Raw genomic sequence first — 13125 nt, 5'->3', positions numbered from 1 at the left:
TGGCGGAGGGTCAGTGCAGGGAGGTGTCGGCGGGTCCCGTCGCCAGCCGGGTGAAGCGGACCCGCAGGCCCGCGCGCTGCGGAGAGCAGCAGAAGAGTCCGGCGCGGGCCTCGGCGGCCGGGTCGAGCCAGGCGAGCCTGACCATGCGCCAGGGACCGTCCGCGCGGCGGGCCCGCACCGTGACGGCGTCCGCCGACCGGCTCACCCGGACGGTGACCTCGTGCCCGGCCCACTCCGGGACGGGGGCGAGCGACCAGTCGGAGGTGCCGTGGGTGACGACGGCGCCCAGCTGGGGGTGGCCGTCGGACAGCTCGACGCCCGCCTTGATCCAGGTCTCGGCGTCGACCCTGACCAGGGCGCCCGCCTGGTCGTACAGCTCGGTGAAGTCGGCGACGAAGGTGACCTCGACGGCGCTGCCGGGCGGGAAGGCGGTCAGCAGGGCATGGCCGTCGTCGCGGACGAAGCCATAGCTGGTGGTGCGCCAGAAGTCGCTGCCCTCGCGGGTGGTGACCAGCAGTCCTTCGGTGTCGGCGACGGCCTCGGCGGGCGGGTTCAGCCAGCTCGCGTCGGACCAGACGACGTCACGCACGGTCGGTGAGGTCACGGGCGTACCGCCATTCGTTGCCGCAGGGCTGGTAGCCGAACCACCGGTTGACGGCCAGCATCGGGGCGTTGGTGTCGTCGTTGTTGGTGAACGCGTCGGTGTAGCCGGCGGCGCGGGCCCGGTGCAGGGACTCGGCCTTGGCCGCCTTGGCGAGGCCGCGGCCGCGGAAGGCGCGCCGGGTGCCGGTGCCGCCCGACCAGTAGCGGGTGCGGCCGTCGGTCTCGGCGCAGACGAACGCGGCGACGGTCCCGTCCACGACGGCGGCGACGCTCAGCTCGTGGTCGAAGCCGGGCCGGTCCCAGGTCATGGCGCGCCAGTCGGCGTAGCCGGGCGCGGTGGCGGCGGTGTCGTTGGGCTCGTCCTCGATGGTCTCGCGGTCCACCTCGTAGAGCGGACGGGGGTCGTCGGCCCAGTGCGAGGCGGGGAGCAGGACGACGCCGGGGCCCGGCTGGGGGCGGTCGGGCAGCGGGCCGTCCATGGCGAGGTCGAGCCGCAGGAAGCTGCCGGAGCGGCCGCGTACGTATCCGTGGCTCTCGGCGAAGGCGTGGCTGGCCGGTTCGTCGGTGGCCCAGGAGTAGACGGTGGTGGCGCCGAGACCGGTGAGGTAGGACTCGGCGAGGGCCAGGAGCGCGCGGCCGGTGCCGCGGCGGCGGTCGGCGGAGCCCACGGTGAGGTTGGCGAAGCCGTCCGCGGGGCGTCCCTCCCCGGCGTACAGCCCCATCCTGACGGAGCCGACGATCCGGCCGCCGCCCGGGCCGCCGTCTGTGGGCTGCTCGGCGACGAGGACCCGGTAGCGCTGCGCCGCGGGTGCCTCCGAGACCTGGGCCTGGACGGTCCGCGCCGTCGTCACCATGTACGGGAGGGCCTCGCGCATCAGGTCGGCGACGGCTTCTGCGTCCGCGGAGTCGTACTCCCTGATGATCACGTCCATGAGGTCGCACCCTACGCGGCGCGGCGGCCGGGCGCCGCTGCTTTTTCCGACGGGATTCCCGGCGGCTTTCGGGTGGCATTTCGGGTGGCATTTCGGGCGGTGCGGCCTCCCGTGGCGGCGGGTGCGGGTGGATGCTGGAAGGGGAGAGGAGACGAGGTGCCCAGGACCGGTTACGAGCCCGTTCAGGCCCGCAGTCCGTTGCGGATGCGGCTGGGGCTGGCGCTGTGCGGCCTGGTCTGGGCGGGTGCGGGCGCGGTCGGTTTCGCGCTGGAGCACCAGCCGGGCTGGGCGGCCGCACTGGCCGCGATCGCGCTGCTCGCCGCGGTCGACATCGTGATCGTGGTCCGCCACATCCGGCAGGGCCCGCACTACCAGCCGGGCCGCGGCATCCCGCCGTACCGCCCGGTCGAGCCGCCGCGCCGCAAGAGCTGAGCCGCGCCGGGGACACGGCGGACCCCGCCCGCACACCGAAAAGGGCCCGGCACCTGAGTGCCGGACCCTTCTCACAAGTAGCGGGGACAGGATTTGAACCTGCGACCTCTGGGTTATGAGCCCAGCGAGCTACCGAGCTGCTCCACCCCGCGTCGGTGAACACCACACTACGGGGTGGCAGCGCTCACGCCAAATCCTTTACGGCTGCCGGGCCAGCCAGCGCCATCGCGGCTGCTCGGTGACCAGGGTGGCGGCCGCCAGTACGGAGACGGCGACGGCCGCCCAGACCGGCCACAGCGCCCAGGCGGAGACCACGGCGGCCGCCAGTTGGAGCAGGACGAGGCCGATGGTCGCCCAGCCGGGCACCGCGACCATCACCTGGGCCTTGTCGCCCCGGGTGGAGAACACGGTGGGCAGTCCGATGAGCACGACGAGTGAGGCGACCGCGAGCACCCACGAGGTGCCCGACAGCCACCAGGGGGTGGCCACCCAGGCCACCAGTTCCGTCGCGAACCGCAGCACCGACGGCAGCCCGTCCTCGGGCGCACTGCCCGTAGCGGCACCCGCCGCGTCGTCTGTCACGGCGGCACCTTCTCATGGCGGGGGGCGCCGGAAAAAGCCGTTGCGGCCGGTGCGGGGCGCGTCCTACCGTCGGTGACAGGTCATTACGCCGCCTGACAGGAGAAGGCCGTTGCTCATCTGAGGTCCCGGGCCACCGTCGCCCGCCGAGTGCGTCATCGCAGACGCCCGGCGGCGCGTGTGCGCGACCTCAGCATTTGAGCCGAGCCGCAGCACACTCCCGGTGTCCCGACGCGTCGCATGTGTCATGTCATTCCAAGCGACCGGGAGACCTTTTGTCATTCATCCCCGCATCACTGACCTGTTCCCAGCTCACCTTCGCCTGGCCCGACGGCACTCCGGTGTTCGACGGTTTCCAGTGGGTGGCCGGCCCCGGCCGCACCGGGCTCATCGGCCTCAACGGGGCAGGGAAATCCACCCTGTTGAAGCTGCTGGCCGGTGAACTCACCCCGGCGTCCGGCACCGTGAAGGTGACCGGCGAGGTCGGCTACCTGCCGCAGGACGCGGCGCTGGACACCACCCTCCGGGTCGACCAGGCCCTCGGTATCGAGGCGGCGCGCACCGCGCTGCACGCCATCGAGGCGGGCGACACCGCCGAGGAGCACTACACCGCGGTCGGCGACGACTGGGACGTCGAGGAGCGGGCGCGCGCCACCCTGGACGCGCTCGGTCTGGAGCGGATCGGCCTGGACCGTACGGTCGGCGAGGTGTCCGGCGGCGAGTCGGTCATGCTCCGGCTGGCGTCCCTGCTGCTGCGCCGCCCCGACGTGCTGCTGCTCGACGAACCCACCAACAACCTGGACCTGCGGGCCCGGCGCCGCCTCTACACGGCCGTCGAGTCCTGGAACGGCGCGCTGGTGGTCGTCAGCCACGACCGCGAACTGCTCGAACGCGTCGACCAGATCGCGGATCTGCGCGGCGGCGAGGTGCACTGGTACGGCGGCAACCTGTCCGCCTACGAGGAGGCACTGGCCGTCGAGCAGGAGGCGGCGGAGCGGATGGTCCGCGTCGCCGAGGCCGACATGAAGCGGCAGAAGCGCGAACTGGCCGAGGCCCACGAGAAGTTGTCCCGCCGGGTGCGGTACGGCAAGAAGATGTACGACACCAAGCGGGAGCCGCGGGTGGTGATGAACGCGCGCAAGCGGGAGGCCCAGGTCTCCGCGGGCAAGCACCGCATCATGCACACCGAGCGTCTGGCGGACGCGAAGGAACGCCTCGACGAGGCGGTCCTCGCGGTGCGGGACGACGACGTGATCCGCGTCGACCTGCCGCACACCGCGGTGCCACCGGGCCGGACCGTACTGACCCTGGAGGCGCTGCGGTCCCGCTACGGGGCGCGGGTGGCGGCGTTGACCGTGCGCGGTCCCGACCGGATCGCGCTCGTCGGGCCGAACGGCGCGGGCAAGTCGACGCTGCTGCGCACCATCGCCGGGGAGATCCCCCCGGAGGAGGGCGAGGCGTGCCTGCACGTGCCGGCGCGGTTCCTGCCCCAGCGGCTGGACGTGCTGGACGACGAGGAGAGCGTGGCGGCCAACGTGGCGTCCTTCGCCCCCTCGGCGACCGACAACGCGGTACGGGCCCGCCTGGCGCGGTTCCTGTTCCGGGGCGGGCGGGCCGACCAGCTCGTCGGGTCGCTGTCCGGCGGGGAGCGGTTCCGGGCGACGCTGGCGGCGCTGATGCTGGCCGAACCCGCCCCGCAGCTGCTGATGCTGGACGAGCCGACCAACAACCTGGACATGGCCTCCGTCCGGCAGCTCACCACGGCGCTGGCGTCGTACCAGGGCGCGCTGATCGTGGCCAGTCACGACATGCCGTTCCTGCGCGCGCTGGAGATCACCCGGTGGCTGCGGCTGGACGACGGTGTGCTGAGGGAGGTGGACGTGTCGCTGGTGTGACGTGCCAGGGTAGGGGCCATGAGCACATCTGGATCAGTACCGAACGGACCGACGGCGGCGGCCTCCGCCGTCGTCCTGTCCGACGAGGTCCGTGCGGCCCTCGCCCGCCGGGCGCCCGTGGTGGCGCTGGAGTCCACGATCATCGCCCACGGCCTGCCCCGGCCCCGCAACCTCCAGGTCGCCCGCGAGCTGGAGGAGATCGTCCGCGGGGCCGGGGCGGTGCCCGCGACCGTCGCCGTACTCGACGGCGTGCCGCGGGTGGGTCTCACCGAGGACCAGGTCGAGCGGGTGGCCGAGGACACCTCGCTGCGCAAGCTGGGATTCCGTGATCTGGCGCCCGCGTCGGCGGCGGGTGCCAGCGGGGCGACGACGGTGTCCGGCACCGCGTTCCTGGCCGCGCGGGCCGGGATCCGGGTGTTCGGCACCGGCGGCCTGGGCGGGGTGCACCGCGGATATGTCACCGTGCAGGACGAGTCGGCCGATCTGGGGCTGCTGGCCAGGACCCGGATCACCGTGGTGTGCGCGGGCGTGAAGTCGATCCTCGATGTCCCGGCCACGCTGCAGCGGCTGGAGACGCTGGGCATCGGCGTGCTCGGCTACGGCACCGACCGCTTCCCCGGCTTCTATCTGAGCGACTCGGGCGAGCCGGTGGACTGGACGGTGCGTACGCCGCAGGAGGTGGCCGAGGTGATGGCCGCTCAGGACGCGCTGGGCGGCCACGAGTCGGGGCTGATCGTGGCCAACCCGGTGCCGCGCGCGGAGCAGCTCGACCCCGCGCTGCACGACCGGGTGCTGGCCGAGGCGCTCGCCGCGGCCGACCGCGAGGGCGTCACCGGACAGGCGATCACCCCGTTCCTGCTGGGTTATCTCACCGACAGGACCGGCGGGGCGTCGCTGGAGGCCAACCTGGCCGCGGTACGCGGGAATGTGCGGCTGGCGGCGGAGATCGCCGTGCGCTGGTCAGCACGCCGGTGAACGCCTCCCCTACCGGCGCCCCGGGTGGCGGCGGGCTGCTGGTCGTCGGTGACGTCGTCACCGACGTGGTGGCCCGGCACGCGGAACCGCTGGCCCCGCACACCGACACCGTGGCCCGGATCGCACTGCGGCCGGGCGGCGCGGGCGCCAACGTGGCCTGCTGGGCGGCCCGTTACGGCGCCCGGGCGCGGCTGCTGGCACGGGCCGGCGCCGACTCCGCCGACTGGCACCGCGCGGCGCTGCAGCGGGCCGGCGTGGACGCGGTGCTGCGGGTCGACGACGAGGCGCCGACCGCCGTGGTGATCGCGCTGGTGGACGCCGCCGCCGAGCGCACCCTGGTCACCGACAGCGGCGCCGCCTTCCGGCTCGGCCCGGCCGACTGGGACGAGGCGCTGCTCGACGGCGTGGGGCATGTCCATCTCTCCGGCTATCTCTTCTTCTCCGCGCCGGGACGGGAGTTGGCGGCTCTGGTGGCCAAGGCGGTCCGCGCCTGGGGCCTGACGCTGAGCGTCGATCCCGCGTCCGCCGGTTTCCTGCGGTCCCATGGTGTGCCGCGGTTCCTATCCGACGTGGACGGTACGGATCTGCTGCTGCCGAACGAGGCGGAGGCGGCGCTGCTGTCCGGCAGGTCCGAACCGGCGCGCGCGGCGGCCGAGTTGAGCGCCCGGTGCGGCGGGTCCGTGGTGGTCACCCTGGGCTCGGGCGGGGCGCTGACCGCGGAGCGCGGCGAGGTGACCGCCCGGGTGCCCGCCGTCCCGGCCCGGCCGGTGGACACCACGGGTGCGGGTGACGCCTTCACCGGCGGACTGCTCGCGGCCCGGCTGGCGGGGGCGAACCTTCCGGCGGCCGCGGCCACCGGATGCCGCGCGGGCGCCGAGGCGGTGGCCGTCGTCGGGGGCCGCCCCGAGGAGGGCTGAGTCCCCCGAGAGGTCAGATCACGTCCCAGGGCGCGGCCTCGTACAACTCCATGACGCGGCCGAGGAGTTCGGCGTCCAGCGGCAGTTCGGTGCCGTCGACGGCCGCGATCGGGGACAGGCCGCGGGAGTTGGCGAGGAAGGCCCCGCCGTATCCGCCGAGGTCGGTCACCAGGACCGGGCGGCGGGTCATGGGCACGCCCGCACGGCCGAGTTCGCGCTCCAGTACCTGCATGGCGATGCCGTGCAGGTACGGGGCGTCGGGCCAGACGACCGTGCCGCCGTCGATGAGGCCGAGGTTGGTGACGGCGCCCTCGGCGATCTCGCCGCCTGGGCCGACGAGCAGCGCCTCGTCGTAGCCTTCTGCCTCCACCTGGCGTATGTAGTAGCCCTGTCCGAAGCCGCCGGTGTGCTTCAGATGGGCGACCGGCCGCTGGTAGGGCACGGACTTGACCCGCTTCGGGCCGGGGGCGACGGTCGCGGGCGGGCGCACGGCGACCAGGACGGCGACCGGCGAGCCGGGTGCGTCGACCGGCCGGAAGACGTTGACGCGCACCGAGGCGTCACCGTCGGGGCCGCCCCAGCCGCCGAGCGCGTGCCGTATGTGCCCGCGTACCCGCTCGCCGTCCAGACCGGTGCCGAACAGCTCTCGGGTGGCCCCGTCCAGCCGTGCCAGGTGGAAGTCCAGCCCGCGCACCCGCCCGCCCCGCACCTGCATGGCGGTGAAGTGGCCGTAGCCGCCGAGCGCGGGCCACATGTCCTCGGCGGTGGCCGCGGCCCCGTCGATCTCGATGAGCAGTTCCCCAGGTCGCGTCATGGCCTCCACCCTAGGACGTGTCCTGTGCCGCGCGGCCGGTCAGCCGGGCAGGGCGGCGGTCAGGTCCAGCTCGACGAGTTGGCCGGTGAAGCCGAGTTGGGCGACGCCCAGCAGGGTGCTCGCGGTGGTGAACGCGGCACCGAGGGGCGACGCGGTGAGGGTGTCCCACACCGCGCTGAGCACCGGCTGCTCGTCGCTGACCACGTAGATCACCGAGCGCACCACGTCGTCCGGCCCGGCGCCGACGGCGGCCAGCGCCGTGAGCGCGTTGGCGGCGACCTGCCGCGCCTGTGCCTGGTGGTCGCCGGGGCCGACCACCTTCCCCGCTTCGTCCAGCGGGCACTGCCCGGCCAGATGGGCGGTCCTGCCGCTCTCGACGACGGTGATGTGGTGGTAGCCGGGGGTCTCGTGCAGACCGGGCGGATTGATCCGGGTGATGTGCGGGCTCATGTGCCCGAGTCTGCGCCCGCCGCCCGCCCGATCCCACCGGTTTTTCCGCGGCGCGCACCCGGGGACGAGCGCGCGGTCACCGGTCGTACGCGAAAGGTGACCGCCGCCGTGCGGAAGGGCCCGCAACACAAAAGGTGCCGACCACCTGGTCGGCACCTCTGCTCACTATCTGTGTCCGAGGGGGGACTTGAACCCCCACGCCCGATAAAGGGCACTAGCACCTCAAGCTAGCGCGTCTGCCATTCCGCCACCCGGACGGGGTGCGCCACCGCGACCGCTGGGCCGTGGCGACAAGAACAACGATACCAAGCTTTCGGAGTGCTTCTCACCTGGGAATCCGACGGGCGGCGAGGGGCACCCCGAGAGCGGCGGACGGCGGCTGGGCAGTGGCGGAGCGACGCCTGGGCAGTGGCGGAGCGGCGGCGGATCGGCGGCCCGGGGGCCCGGCTAGTCGGCGATGCCGATGGCCTGCTTGACGGTCTCCGGCTCCTCCAGGCAGCGCAGCATGAGGTGGGCGACGTCGGCGCGGGAGACGAAGGCGCCGTTGCGGAGGTTGTGGCCGAAGGCGGTGCGGTAGACGCCGGTGAGCGGCTTGTCGGTGAGCCGCGGCGGCCGGACCACCGTCCAGTCCAGGCCACTGTCGCGCAGCACGTCCTCCATGAGGGCCAGGTCGGCGAAGTGCTTGCCCAGGAAGAGCCTGCCCATCGGGGCGCCGAGGTAGCGCATGAAGGGGCCGTCGCCCGGGTCGTGCCGGGGCGGGTTCGGGCGGCCGGGCGACGGCGTGGTGGAGACCGGCGCGGCGCTGACCGCCACGATCCGCCGTGTGCCGGTGGCCAGCATCGCCTCGACGACGGCCCGGGTGCCGCCCGAGGTGATCCCGATGTCGGCCCGGCCGCGGGGGCCGAACGCCGAGAGCACCGCGTCGGCGCCGTCGACCGCCTCGCGCAGCGCTTCGGGGTCGGGGGCGGTCAGGTCGGCGATGACGCTGCGCACGTCCCGGGTGAGCTTCGACCGGTCGCGGACGACCGCCGTCACCTCATGGTCCGCGGCGAGGGCCTGGTCGACCAGGAGCCGGCCGATCCCCCCGGTGGCAGCGAAGATCGTGAGCTTCATGTCGGGCTCCATCTGTGTACGTGTACGGGTGCGTGTGCCCCTGCCTCATGTGGGCATGCTGGGGCGCTTTGTCCCGTTCAACGCGCTGCCCCGTACCCAGGTTGCGGGGTACGGGGCAGCGGGAGCCGACGCGCGGTGCGGAAGCTCTCAGGACGTCTCAGGAGCTCTTGGGGCGGGCGGCGATCGCGCGGTGGTGGCGTACCACCTCGTCGATGATGAAGTTGAGGAACTTCTCGGCGAAGGCCGGGTCGAGCCTGGCGTCCTCGGCCAACCGGCGCAGCCGGGCGATCTGGTCGGCCTCACGCGCCGGGTCGGCGGGCGGGAGGTGGTGGGCGGCCTTGAGTTCGCCCACCTGCTGGGTGCACTTGAAGCGCTCGGCGAGCAGATGCACCAGTGCCGCGTCGAGGTTGTCGATGCTGCCGCGCAGCGTCCGGAGTCTTTCCAGTGCCTCCTCGTCGCTCACCAGGGTGTGCTCGGCGGTCGGCTGGTCGCTCATCTCGGTCTGCCATCCTCGTCGGTACGTGGTGATCAGCGGCGAAGTCGCGCCCAGCCTATGACACCCTGGGGCCATGGGAAGGGTCACCGAGCGACGCCGGGTACTGCGAATACGGGACGGCGTGGCCGGGCACCGGGCGGACACGCTCGTGGCCGAGGAGCCCATGGAGATCCGGCTGAACGGCCGCCCGCTGGCGATCACCATGCGCACCCCGGGCGACGACTTCGCGCTCGCCACCGGCTTCCTGGTCAGCGAGGGCGTACTCGCGGCGGCCGACGAGGTCGCGTCGGTGGTCTACTGCGCGGGTGCGACCGCCGACGACGGCAACACGTACAACGTCGTGGACGTGCGCCTCGCGCCCGGTGTCCCCGTCCCCGACATCTCCCTGGAGCGGAACGTCTACACGACGTCCTCGTGCGGGCTGTGCGGCAAGGCCAGCCTGGACGCGGTACGGACCACCACCCGGCTGCCGATCGGCGACGCGCGGACCCCGCGGCTGACCCCGGCACTGCTCGCGTCGCTGCCCGACCGGCTGCGGGCCGCCCAGGCCGTCTTCGACCGGACCGGGGGCCTGCACGCCGCCGCGCTCTTCGACGCCGACGGTGAGGCGCTGGACGTCCGCGAGGACGTGGGGCGGCACAACGCGGTGGACAAGCTCGTCGGCCGCGCCCTGCGCGAGGGGCAGCTCCCGCTGGCCGACCGCATCCTGATGGTGTCGGGGCGGGCCTCCTTCGAACTGGCCCAGAAGGCCGTGATGGCGGGCATCCCCGTCCTCGCCGCCGTCTCCGCCCCCTCCTCCCTCGCAGTCGACCTGGCGCAGGAGACGGGCCTGACCCTGGTCGGCTTCCTGCGCGGCAGCTCGATGAACGTGTACGCGGGTGAGGAGCGGATCGATCTGGGGGTGCCGGCCGCGCGAAGGGCGTCCGGGGTCACCCCGTAGTATCCGGGCCGCACGCCTCGACACCCCGCCCGATGGAGACGCCGTTGTCCGCGTTGAGCACCGCCCTGACCGTGCTGCTGCTCCTCGAGGTGGTGCCGTCCGCGCTCGCCGGGCTGACCCGCTTCCCCGCGGGGGTCGAGCGGCTGGACTCGCTGACCCGGCTGGGCCTGCGCCAGGGCCGCGCGACCTGGGTCGTACCGGCACTCGGCGTCCTGCACACGGCCGCCACCGCGGCACTGATCGCCGGTATCTGGCACCCCGCGTACGGGGTGGCGGGCGCGGCCGCCGAGGCCGCCGTCTTCGGCTGGGTGCTGGTACGGCAGCTTCTCGCCGGTGACCGGGGCCGCGCCCTGTTCGCCTATGCGCTCTTCCTGTCCTGGGCGCTGGCGGTGCTGGTGGTGTCCGCGCTCCGGCTCTGAGCCGCCGCCCGCTCGCGGACCAGCGCGGCCAGGCCGTCGGGGACGGTGTCGTGGGCGGGCTTCCAGCCCAGTTCGGTACGGGCCAGGGTGGAGTCCACCCGCATGGTGCTGCCGAGGACGGTGTGCACGTAACCCATCGGGCGCAGCGCCCAGCGGGGCACCGTCAGCGGGCGCGGCAGGCCGAACAGCTCGGCGGTGAGCCGGACATGGGCGGCGAAGCCGAGCGGCTGCGCGCCCGCGATGTTGTACGCCTGCCCGGCCCGCCCGTGGTCGACCGCGAGCGCCACGGCGTCCGCCGCGTCGGCGAGGTCGACCCAGGGCAGCACCCGGTCGTGGTCGGGCGTGACGGGCAGCGCGCGCCTGCGCAGCAGCGGCAGCAGCGCGTCGGTGCCGCCCGCGCCGTAGAAGAGGCCGAACCGCAGCGAGACGCCCTCGATGCCGTCGGCGGTGAAGGCCAGCTCCTCCTTGGTGCGCATCGCGGCGATGGTGCGTTCCAGTGCCGCGTCGGCGCCGCGCGGCGCGAAGGGTGTGGTGTTCTCGGCGAGCGCGCTCTGTCCGTGGTCGCCGAACCCGTAGCCGAAGACCATCGACTCGACCACGAAGCGGCGGGCGCCCGTCTCCCGGGCGGCGGCGAGCAGATTGCGGGTGCCCTCGGTGCGCAGCGCGTTGGTCGCGGCCATGTCCCGGTGCATGACCGGCGGCTTCCGCAGCGCGGTCGCCGCGTGCACCACCACGTCGATCCGCCGCCCCTCGACCGCGCGCAGCAGCGCCTCGCGGTCCCTCAGGTCGGCGGAGACGTCATTGGCCGCCCCGCGGCCCAGGCTCACCACCCGGTGCCCCGCGGCGGTCAGCGCCCGCACCACGTGCACGCCGAGCACGCCGCTCGCTCCTGCCAGCAGCACGGTCTGGGGGGCCGGTGTTCCGGTGTCGTTGTTCGTCATACCGGTGCGACGGATGGCACCCGGGCAGATGTGACATCGCCTCGCCGGAGGGGTGCCCGGAAGCGCTCAGCGCCCGGTGGACCCGTCGTACAGCTCGCGCAGGATGTCGGCGTGACCGGCGTGCCGGGCGGTCTCCTCGATCATGTGGACCAGCAGCCAGCGCATGGACGGCGGGGCGGTCTCGCGCAGCGAGCGGGCGCCGGGGCGGTCGAGGTCGTCGCAGGCGGTGATGACGGCGTTGGCCCGTACGATCGCGGCGCGGTAGGCGGCGACGAGCTCCGCGCCGCTCTCCTCGGGCCCGGGCCGCGCCTCGTCGTCGCACAGCGGCAGCCCGGAGCCCGCGTAGGCCCACTCGAACCAGTTGGACTCGACGGCCGTCAGGTGCTTGACCAGGCCGAGCAGGCTCGTCCCCGACGGCACACCGGCCGCCCTGCCCGCGTCGTCGGGCACGCCCTCCGCCTTCGCCGCCACGCACTCGCGCAGGTAGTCGAGAAAGGTCAGCAGCGTGGTCCGCTCATCCGCGTCGAGCCCCGGCGGCCGAAGGTCCCCCCGCCCGCCCGGGCTCGCCGGGTCGGCGATCGGCGTCGTGCCGCTGCTCTGTGCCATGTCCGTCATGACCCCACGCTACTGTCCGGTCCTCGTCGGCCGCCCAGCGTTTGGCGATCACCGCGCAGACCATGAGCTGCATCTGGTGGAAGAGCATCAGGGGCAGGACGGCGAGGCCGGCGCTGGGGCCGAAGAGGACGGTGGCCATGGGGAGGCCGGCCGCCAGGGACTTCTTGGAGCCGGCGAAGACGATGGTGACGCGGTCGGCGCGGGAGAAGCCGAGGACGCGGGCACCGTAGCCGGTGAGGGTGAGCATCGCGGCGAGGAGGAGGGCCTCGGCGGCGAGGAGTTCGAGGAGGCGGAAGGCGGGGACCTGGTGCCAGATGCCCTCGGCCATGCCCGCGCTGAAGGCGGTGTAGACGACGAGCAGGATCGAGCCGCGGTCGACGTAGCCGAGGGCCTTGCGGTGCCGGGTCAGGAGGCCGCCGATCCAGCGGCGCAGGAACTGCCCGGCCAGGAAGGGCGCGAGGAGGTGCAGCGCGATGCCGAGGACGGAGTGGCCGCTGACGCCCGGGCCGCCGCCGATCAGCAGGGCGGCCAGCAGCGGCGTGAGCACGATCCCGGCGAGGCTGGAGAAGGAGCCCGCGCAGATCGCGGCCGCCACGTTGCCGCGGGCCAGCGAGGTGAAGGCGATCGCCGACTGGATGGTGGACGGCAGCAGGCACAGGAAGAGGAAGCCGGGGTAGAGCTGCGGGGCGATGACGTACGGGACCAGGCCGCGGGCGGCGAGGCCGAGCAGCGGGAAGACGGCGAAGGTGGCGGCGAGCACCGTGCCGTGCAGCCGCCAGTGCCGCAGGCCGTCGAGCGCCTCGCGGGTGGACAGCCGGGCGCCGTACAGGAAGAACAGCAGGGCGACGGCGGCGTCCGAGGCGTCACTCGCGGCGTGCGCGGCGCCGCCGGTCGCGGGCAGCAGCGCGGCGACCGCCACGGTGGCGAGCAGCGCCACGATGTACGGGTCGACGCGGAGACGGGAGAGCGGGGCGGTACGCGGCACCGTTCCAGCATGGCCGGGC

At 73.8% G+C, this 13125-nt stretch carries 16 protein-coding genes and 2 tRNA genes; 6 read left to right on the top strand and 12 right to left on the bottom strand.

Features of this window, described 5'->3' with window-relative positions:
* Positions 1-10: 10 nt before the first annotated feature.
* Both AB0M29_RS06985 and AB0M29_RS06980 read right to left on the bottom strand, forming a co-directional pair.
* Positions 11-604: a DUF1349 domain-containing protein gene (locus AB0M29_RS06985; RefSeq protein ID WP_365380016.1), complete on the bottom strand. Its 594-nt coding sequence runs from the start codon at positions 602-604 to the stop codon at positions 11-13.
* Positions 582-1535, bottom strand: a complete 954-nt coding sequence (locus AB0M29_RS06980; RefSeq protein WP_365380013.1) for a GNAT family N-acetyltransferase — start codon at positions 1533-1535, stop codon at positions 582-584. Before AB0M29_RS06980 ends, AB0M29_RS06985 begins: the two co-directional genes overlap by 23 nt.
* 156 nt (positions 1536-1691) lie before the next feature.
* On the opposite strand from AB0M29_RS06980, the gene AB0M29_RS06975 reads away from it, so the two are divergent.
* Positions 1692-1967, top strand: coding sequence for a DUF6343 family protein (locus tag AB0M29_RS06975; protein WP_365380010.1), 276 nt, complete (start codon positions 1692-1694; stop codon positions 1965-1967).
* A gap of 78 nt (positions 1968-2045) precedes the next feature.
* Here AB0M29_RS06975 and AB0M29_RS06970 read toward each other — a convergent pair.
* Together AB0M29_RS06970 and AB0M29_RS06965 are read right to left on the bottom strand one after the other, a co-directional pair.
* A tRNA-Met gene (locus AB0M29_RS06970) sits at positions 2046-2119 on the bottom strand.
* Between the two features lie 46 nt (positions 2120-2165).
* Positions 2166-2549, bottom strand: a complete 384-nt coding sequence (locus AB0M29_RS06965; RefSeq protein ID WP_365380007.1) for a hypothetical protein — start codon at positions 2547-2549, stop codon at positions 2166-2168.
* 281 nt (positions 2550-2830) lie between these two features.
* Between AB0M29_RS06965 and AB0M29_RS06960 the strand changes: the two genes are divergently transcribed.
* Genes AB0M29_RS06960 through AB0M29_RS06950 form a run of 3 tightly spaced genes read left to right on the top strand, consistent with a single transcriptional unit; the run spans position 2831 to position 6333 of the window.
* Positions 2831-4441: an ABC-F family ATP-binding cassette domain-containing protein gene (locus AB0M29_RS06960; RefSeq protein WP_365380256.1), complete on the top strand. Its 1611-nt coding sequence runs from the start codon at positions 2831-2833 to the stop codon at positions 4439-4441.
* An 18-nt stretch (positions 4442-4459) separates the two neighbouring features.
* Positions 4460-5416: a pseudouridine-5'-phosphate glycosidase gene (locus tag AB0M29_RS06955; protein WP_365380004.1), complete on the top strand. Its 957-nt coding sequence runs from the start codon at positions 4460-4462 to the stop codon at positions 5414-5416.
* Positions 5413-6333: a PfkB family carbohydrate kinase gene (locus AB0M29_RS06950; RefSeq protein ID WP_365380002.1), complete on the top strand. Its 921-nt coding sequence runs from the start codon at positions 5413-5415 to the stop codon at positions 6331-6333. Before AB0M29_RS06955 ends, AB0M29_RS06950 begins: the two co-directional genes overlap by 4 nt.
* Before the next feature lie 13 nt (positions 6334-6346).
* On the opposite strand, the gene AB0M29_RS06945 is transcribed toward AB0M29_RS06950, so the two are convergent.
* The 5 genes from AB0M29_RS06945 to AB0M29_RS06925 form a co-directional block, all read right to left on the bottom strand.
* Positions 6347-7147, bottom strand: coding sequence for an aminotransferase class IV (locus AB0M29_RS06945; RefSeq protein ID WP_365380000.1), 801 nt, complete (start codon positions 7145-7147; stop codon positions 6347-6349).
* Between the two features lie 39 nt (positions 7148-7186).
* Complete coding sequence (locus tag AB0M29_RS06940) at positions 7187-7597, bottom strand: RidA family protein (protein ID WP_365379997.1); 411 nt, start codon at positions 7595-7597, stop codon at positions 7187-7189.
* A gap of 172 nt (positions 7598-7769) precedes the next feature.
* A tRNA-Leu gene (locus tag AB0M29_RS06935) sits at positions 7770-7854 on the bottom strand.
* Positions 7855-8044: 190 nt separating this feature from the next.
* Positions 8045-8710: an SDR family oxidoreductase gene (locus AB0M29_RS06930; RefSeq protein WP_365379994.1), complete on the bottom strand. Its 666-nt coding sequence runs from the start codon at positions 8708-8710 to the stop codon at positions 8045-8047.
* A 157-nt stretch (positions 8711-8867) separates the two neighbouring features.
* Positions 8868-9206, bottom strand: a complete 339-nt coding sequence (locus tag AB0M29_RS06925) for a chorismate mutase (RefSeq protein WP_365379991.1) — start codon at positions 9204-9206, stop codon at positions 8868-8870.
* A gap of 73 nt (positions 9207-9279) precedes the next feature.
* On the opposite strand from AB0M29_RS06925, the gene fdhD reads away from it, so the two are divergent.
* On the top strand, positions 9280-10146 hold the full coding sequence (gene fdhD / locus AB0M29_RS06920) for a formate dehydrogenase accessory sulfurtransferase FdhD (RefSeq protein ID WP_365379988.1): 867 nt from the start codon (positions 9280-9282) through the stop codon (positions 10144-10146).
* A 44-nt stretch (positions 10147-10190) separates the two neighbouring features.
* Entirely contained in the window at positions 10191-10565 is a 375-nt protein-coding gene (locus tag AB0M29_RS06915) for a hypothetical protein (protein ID WP_365379985.1), read from the top strand.
* Here the strand turns inward: AB0M29_RS06915 and AB0M29_RS06910 are convergent.
* The 3 genes from AB0M29_RS06910 to AB0M29_RS06900 form a co-directional block, all read right to left on the bottom strand.
* The gene (locus AB0M29_RS06910; RefSeq protein WP_365379982.1) at positions 10505-11506 is read right to left on the bottom strand and encodes an NAD(P)-dependent oxidoreductase; all 1002 of its coding nucleotides are present in this window, start codon (positions 11504-11506) and stop codon (positions 10505-10507) included. The two genes, AB0M29_RS06915 and AB0M29_RS06910, sit on opposite strands and share 61 nt — an antisense overlap.
* A gap of 66 nt (positions 11507-11572) precedes the next feature.
* Positions 11573-12121: a DinB family protein gene (locus AB0M29_RS06905; RefSeq protein ID WP_365379980.1), complete on the bottom strand. Its 549-nt coding sequence runs from the start codon at positions 12119-12121 to the stop codon at positions 11573-11575.
* Positions 12021-13106, bottom strand: coding sequence for a bile acid:sodium symporter family protein (locus AB0M29_RS06900; RefSeq protein WP_365379977.1), 1086 nt, complete (start codon positions 13104-13106; stop codon positions 12021-12023). The genes AB0M29_RS06905 and AB0M29_RS06900 overlap by 101 nt, the downstream gene beginning before the upstream one ends.
* Between the last annotated feature and the right edge of the window lie 19 nt (positions 13107-13125).

This window comes from Streptomyces sp. NPDC051976 (genome assembly GCF_040680795.1).
Lineage (GTDB): Bacteria > Actinomycetota > Actinomycetes > Streptomycetales > Streptomycetaceae > Actinacidiphila.
This window is presented reverse-complemented; position numbering and strand designations above follow the sequence as displayed.

Coding starts and splice junctions, on each gene's coding strand:
- AB0M29_RS06980 (WP_365380013.1), bottom strand. CDS start 1,535: ATGGACGTGATCATCAGGGAGTACGACTCCGCGGACGCAGAAGCCGTC.
- AB0M29_RS06955 (WP_365380004.1), top strand. CDS start 4,460: ATGAGCACATCTGGATCAGTACCGAACGGACCGACGGCGGCGGCCTCC.
- AB0M29_RS06945 (WP_365380000.1), bottom strand. CDS start 7,147: ATGACGCGACCTGGGGAACTGCTCATCGAGATCGACGGGGCCGCGGCC.
- AB0M29_RS06940 (WP_365379997.1), bottom strand. CDS start 7,597: ATGAGCCCGCACATCACCCGGATCAATCCGCCCGGTCTGCACGAGACC.
- AB0M29_RS06930 (WP_365379994.1), bottom strand. CDS start 8,710: ATGAAGCTCACGATCTTCGCTGCCACCGGGGGGATCGGCCGGCTCCTG.
- AB0M29_RS06925 (WP_365379991.1), bottom strand. CDS start 9,206: ATGAGCGACCAGCCGACCGCCGAGCACACCCTGGTGAGCGACGAGGAG.
- fdhD (WP_365379988.1), top strand. CDS start 9,280: ATGGGAAGGGTCACCGAGCGACGCCGGGTACTGCGAATACGGGACGGC.
- AB0M29_RS06910 (WP_365379982.1), bottom strand. CDS start 11,506: ATGACGAACAACGACACCGGAACACCGGCCCCCCAGACCGTGCTGCTG.
- AB0M29_RS06905 (WP_365379980.1), bottom strand. CDS start 12,121: ATGACGGACATGGCACAGAGCAGCGGCACGACGCCGATCGCCGACCCG.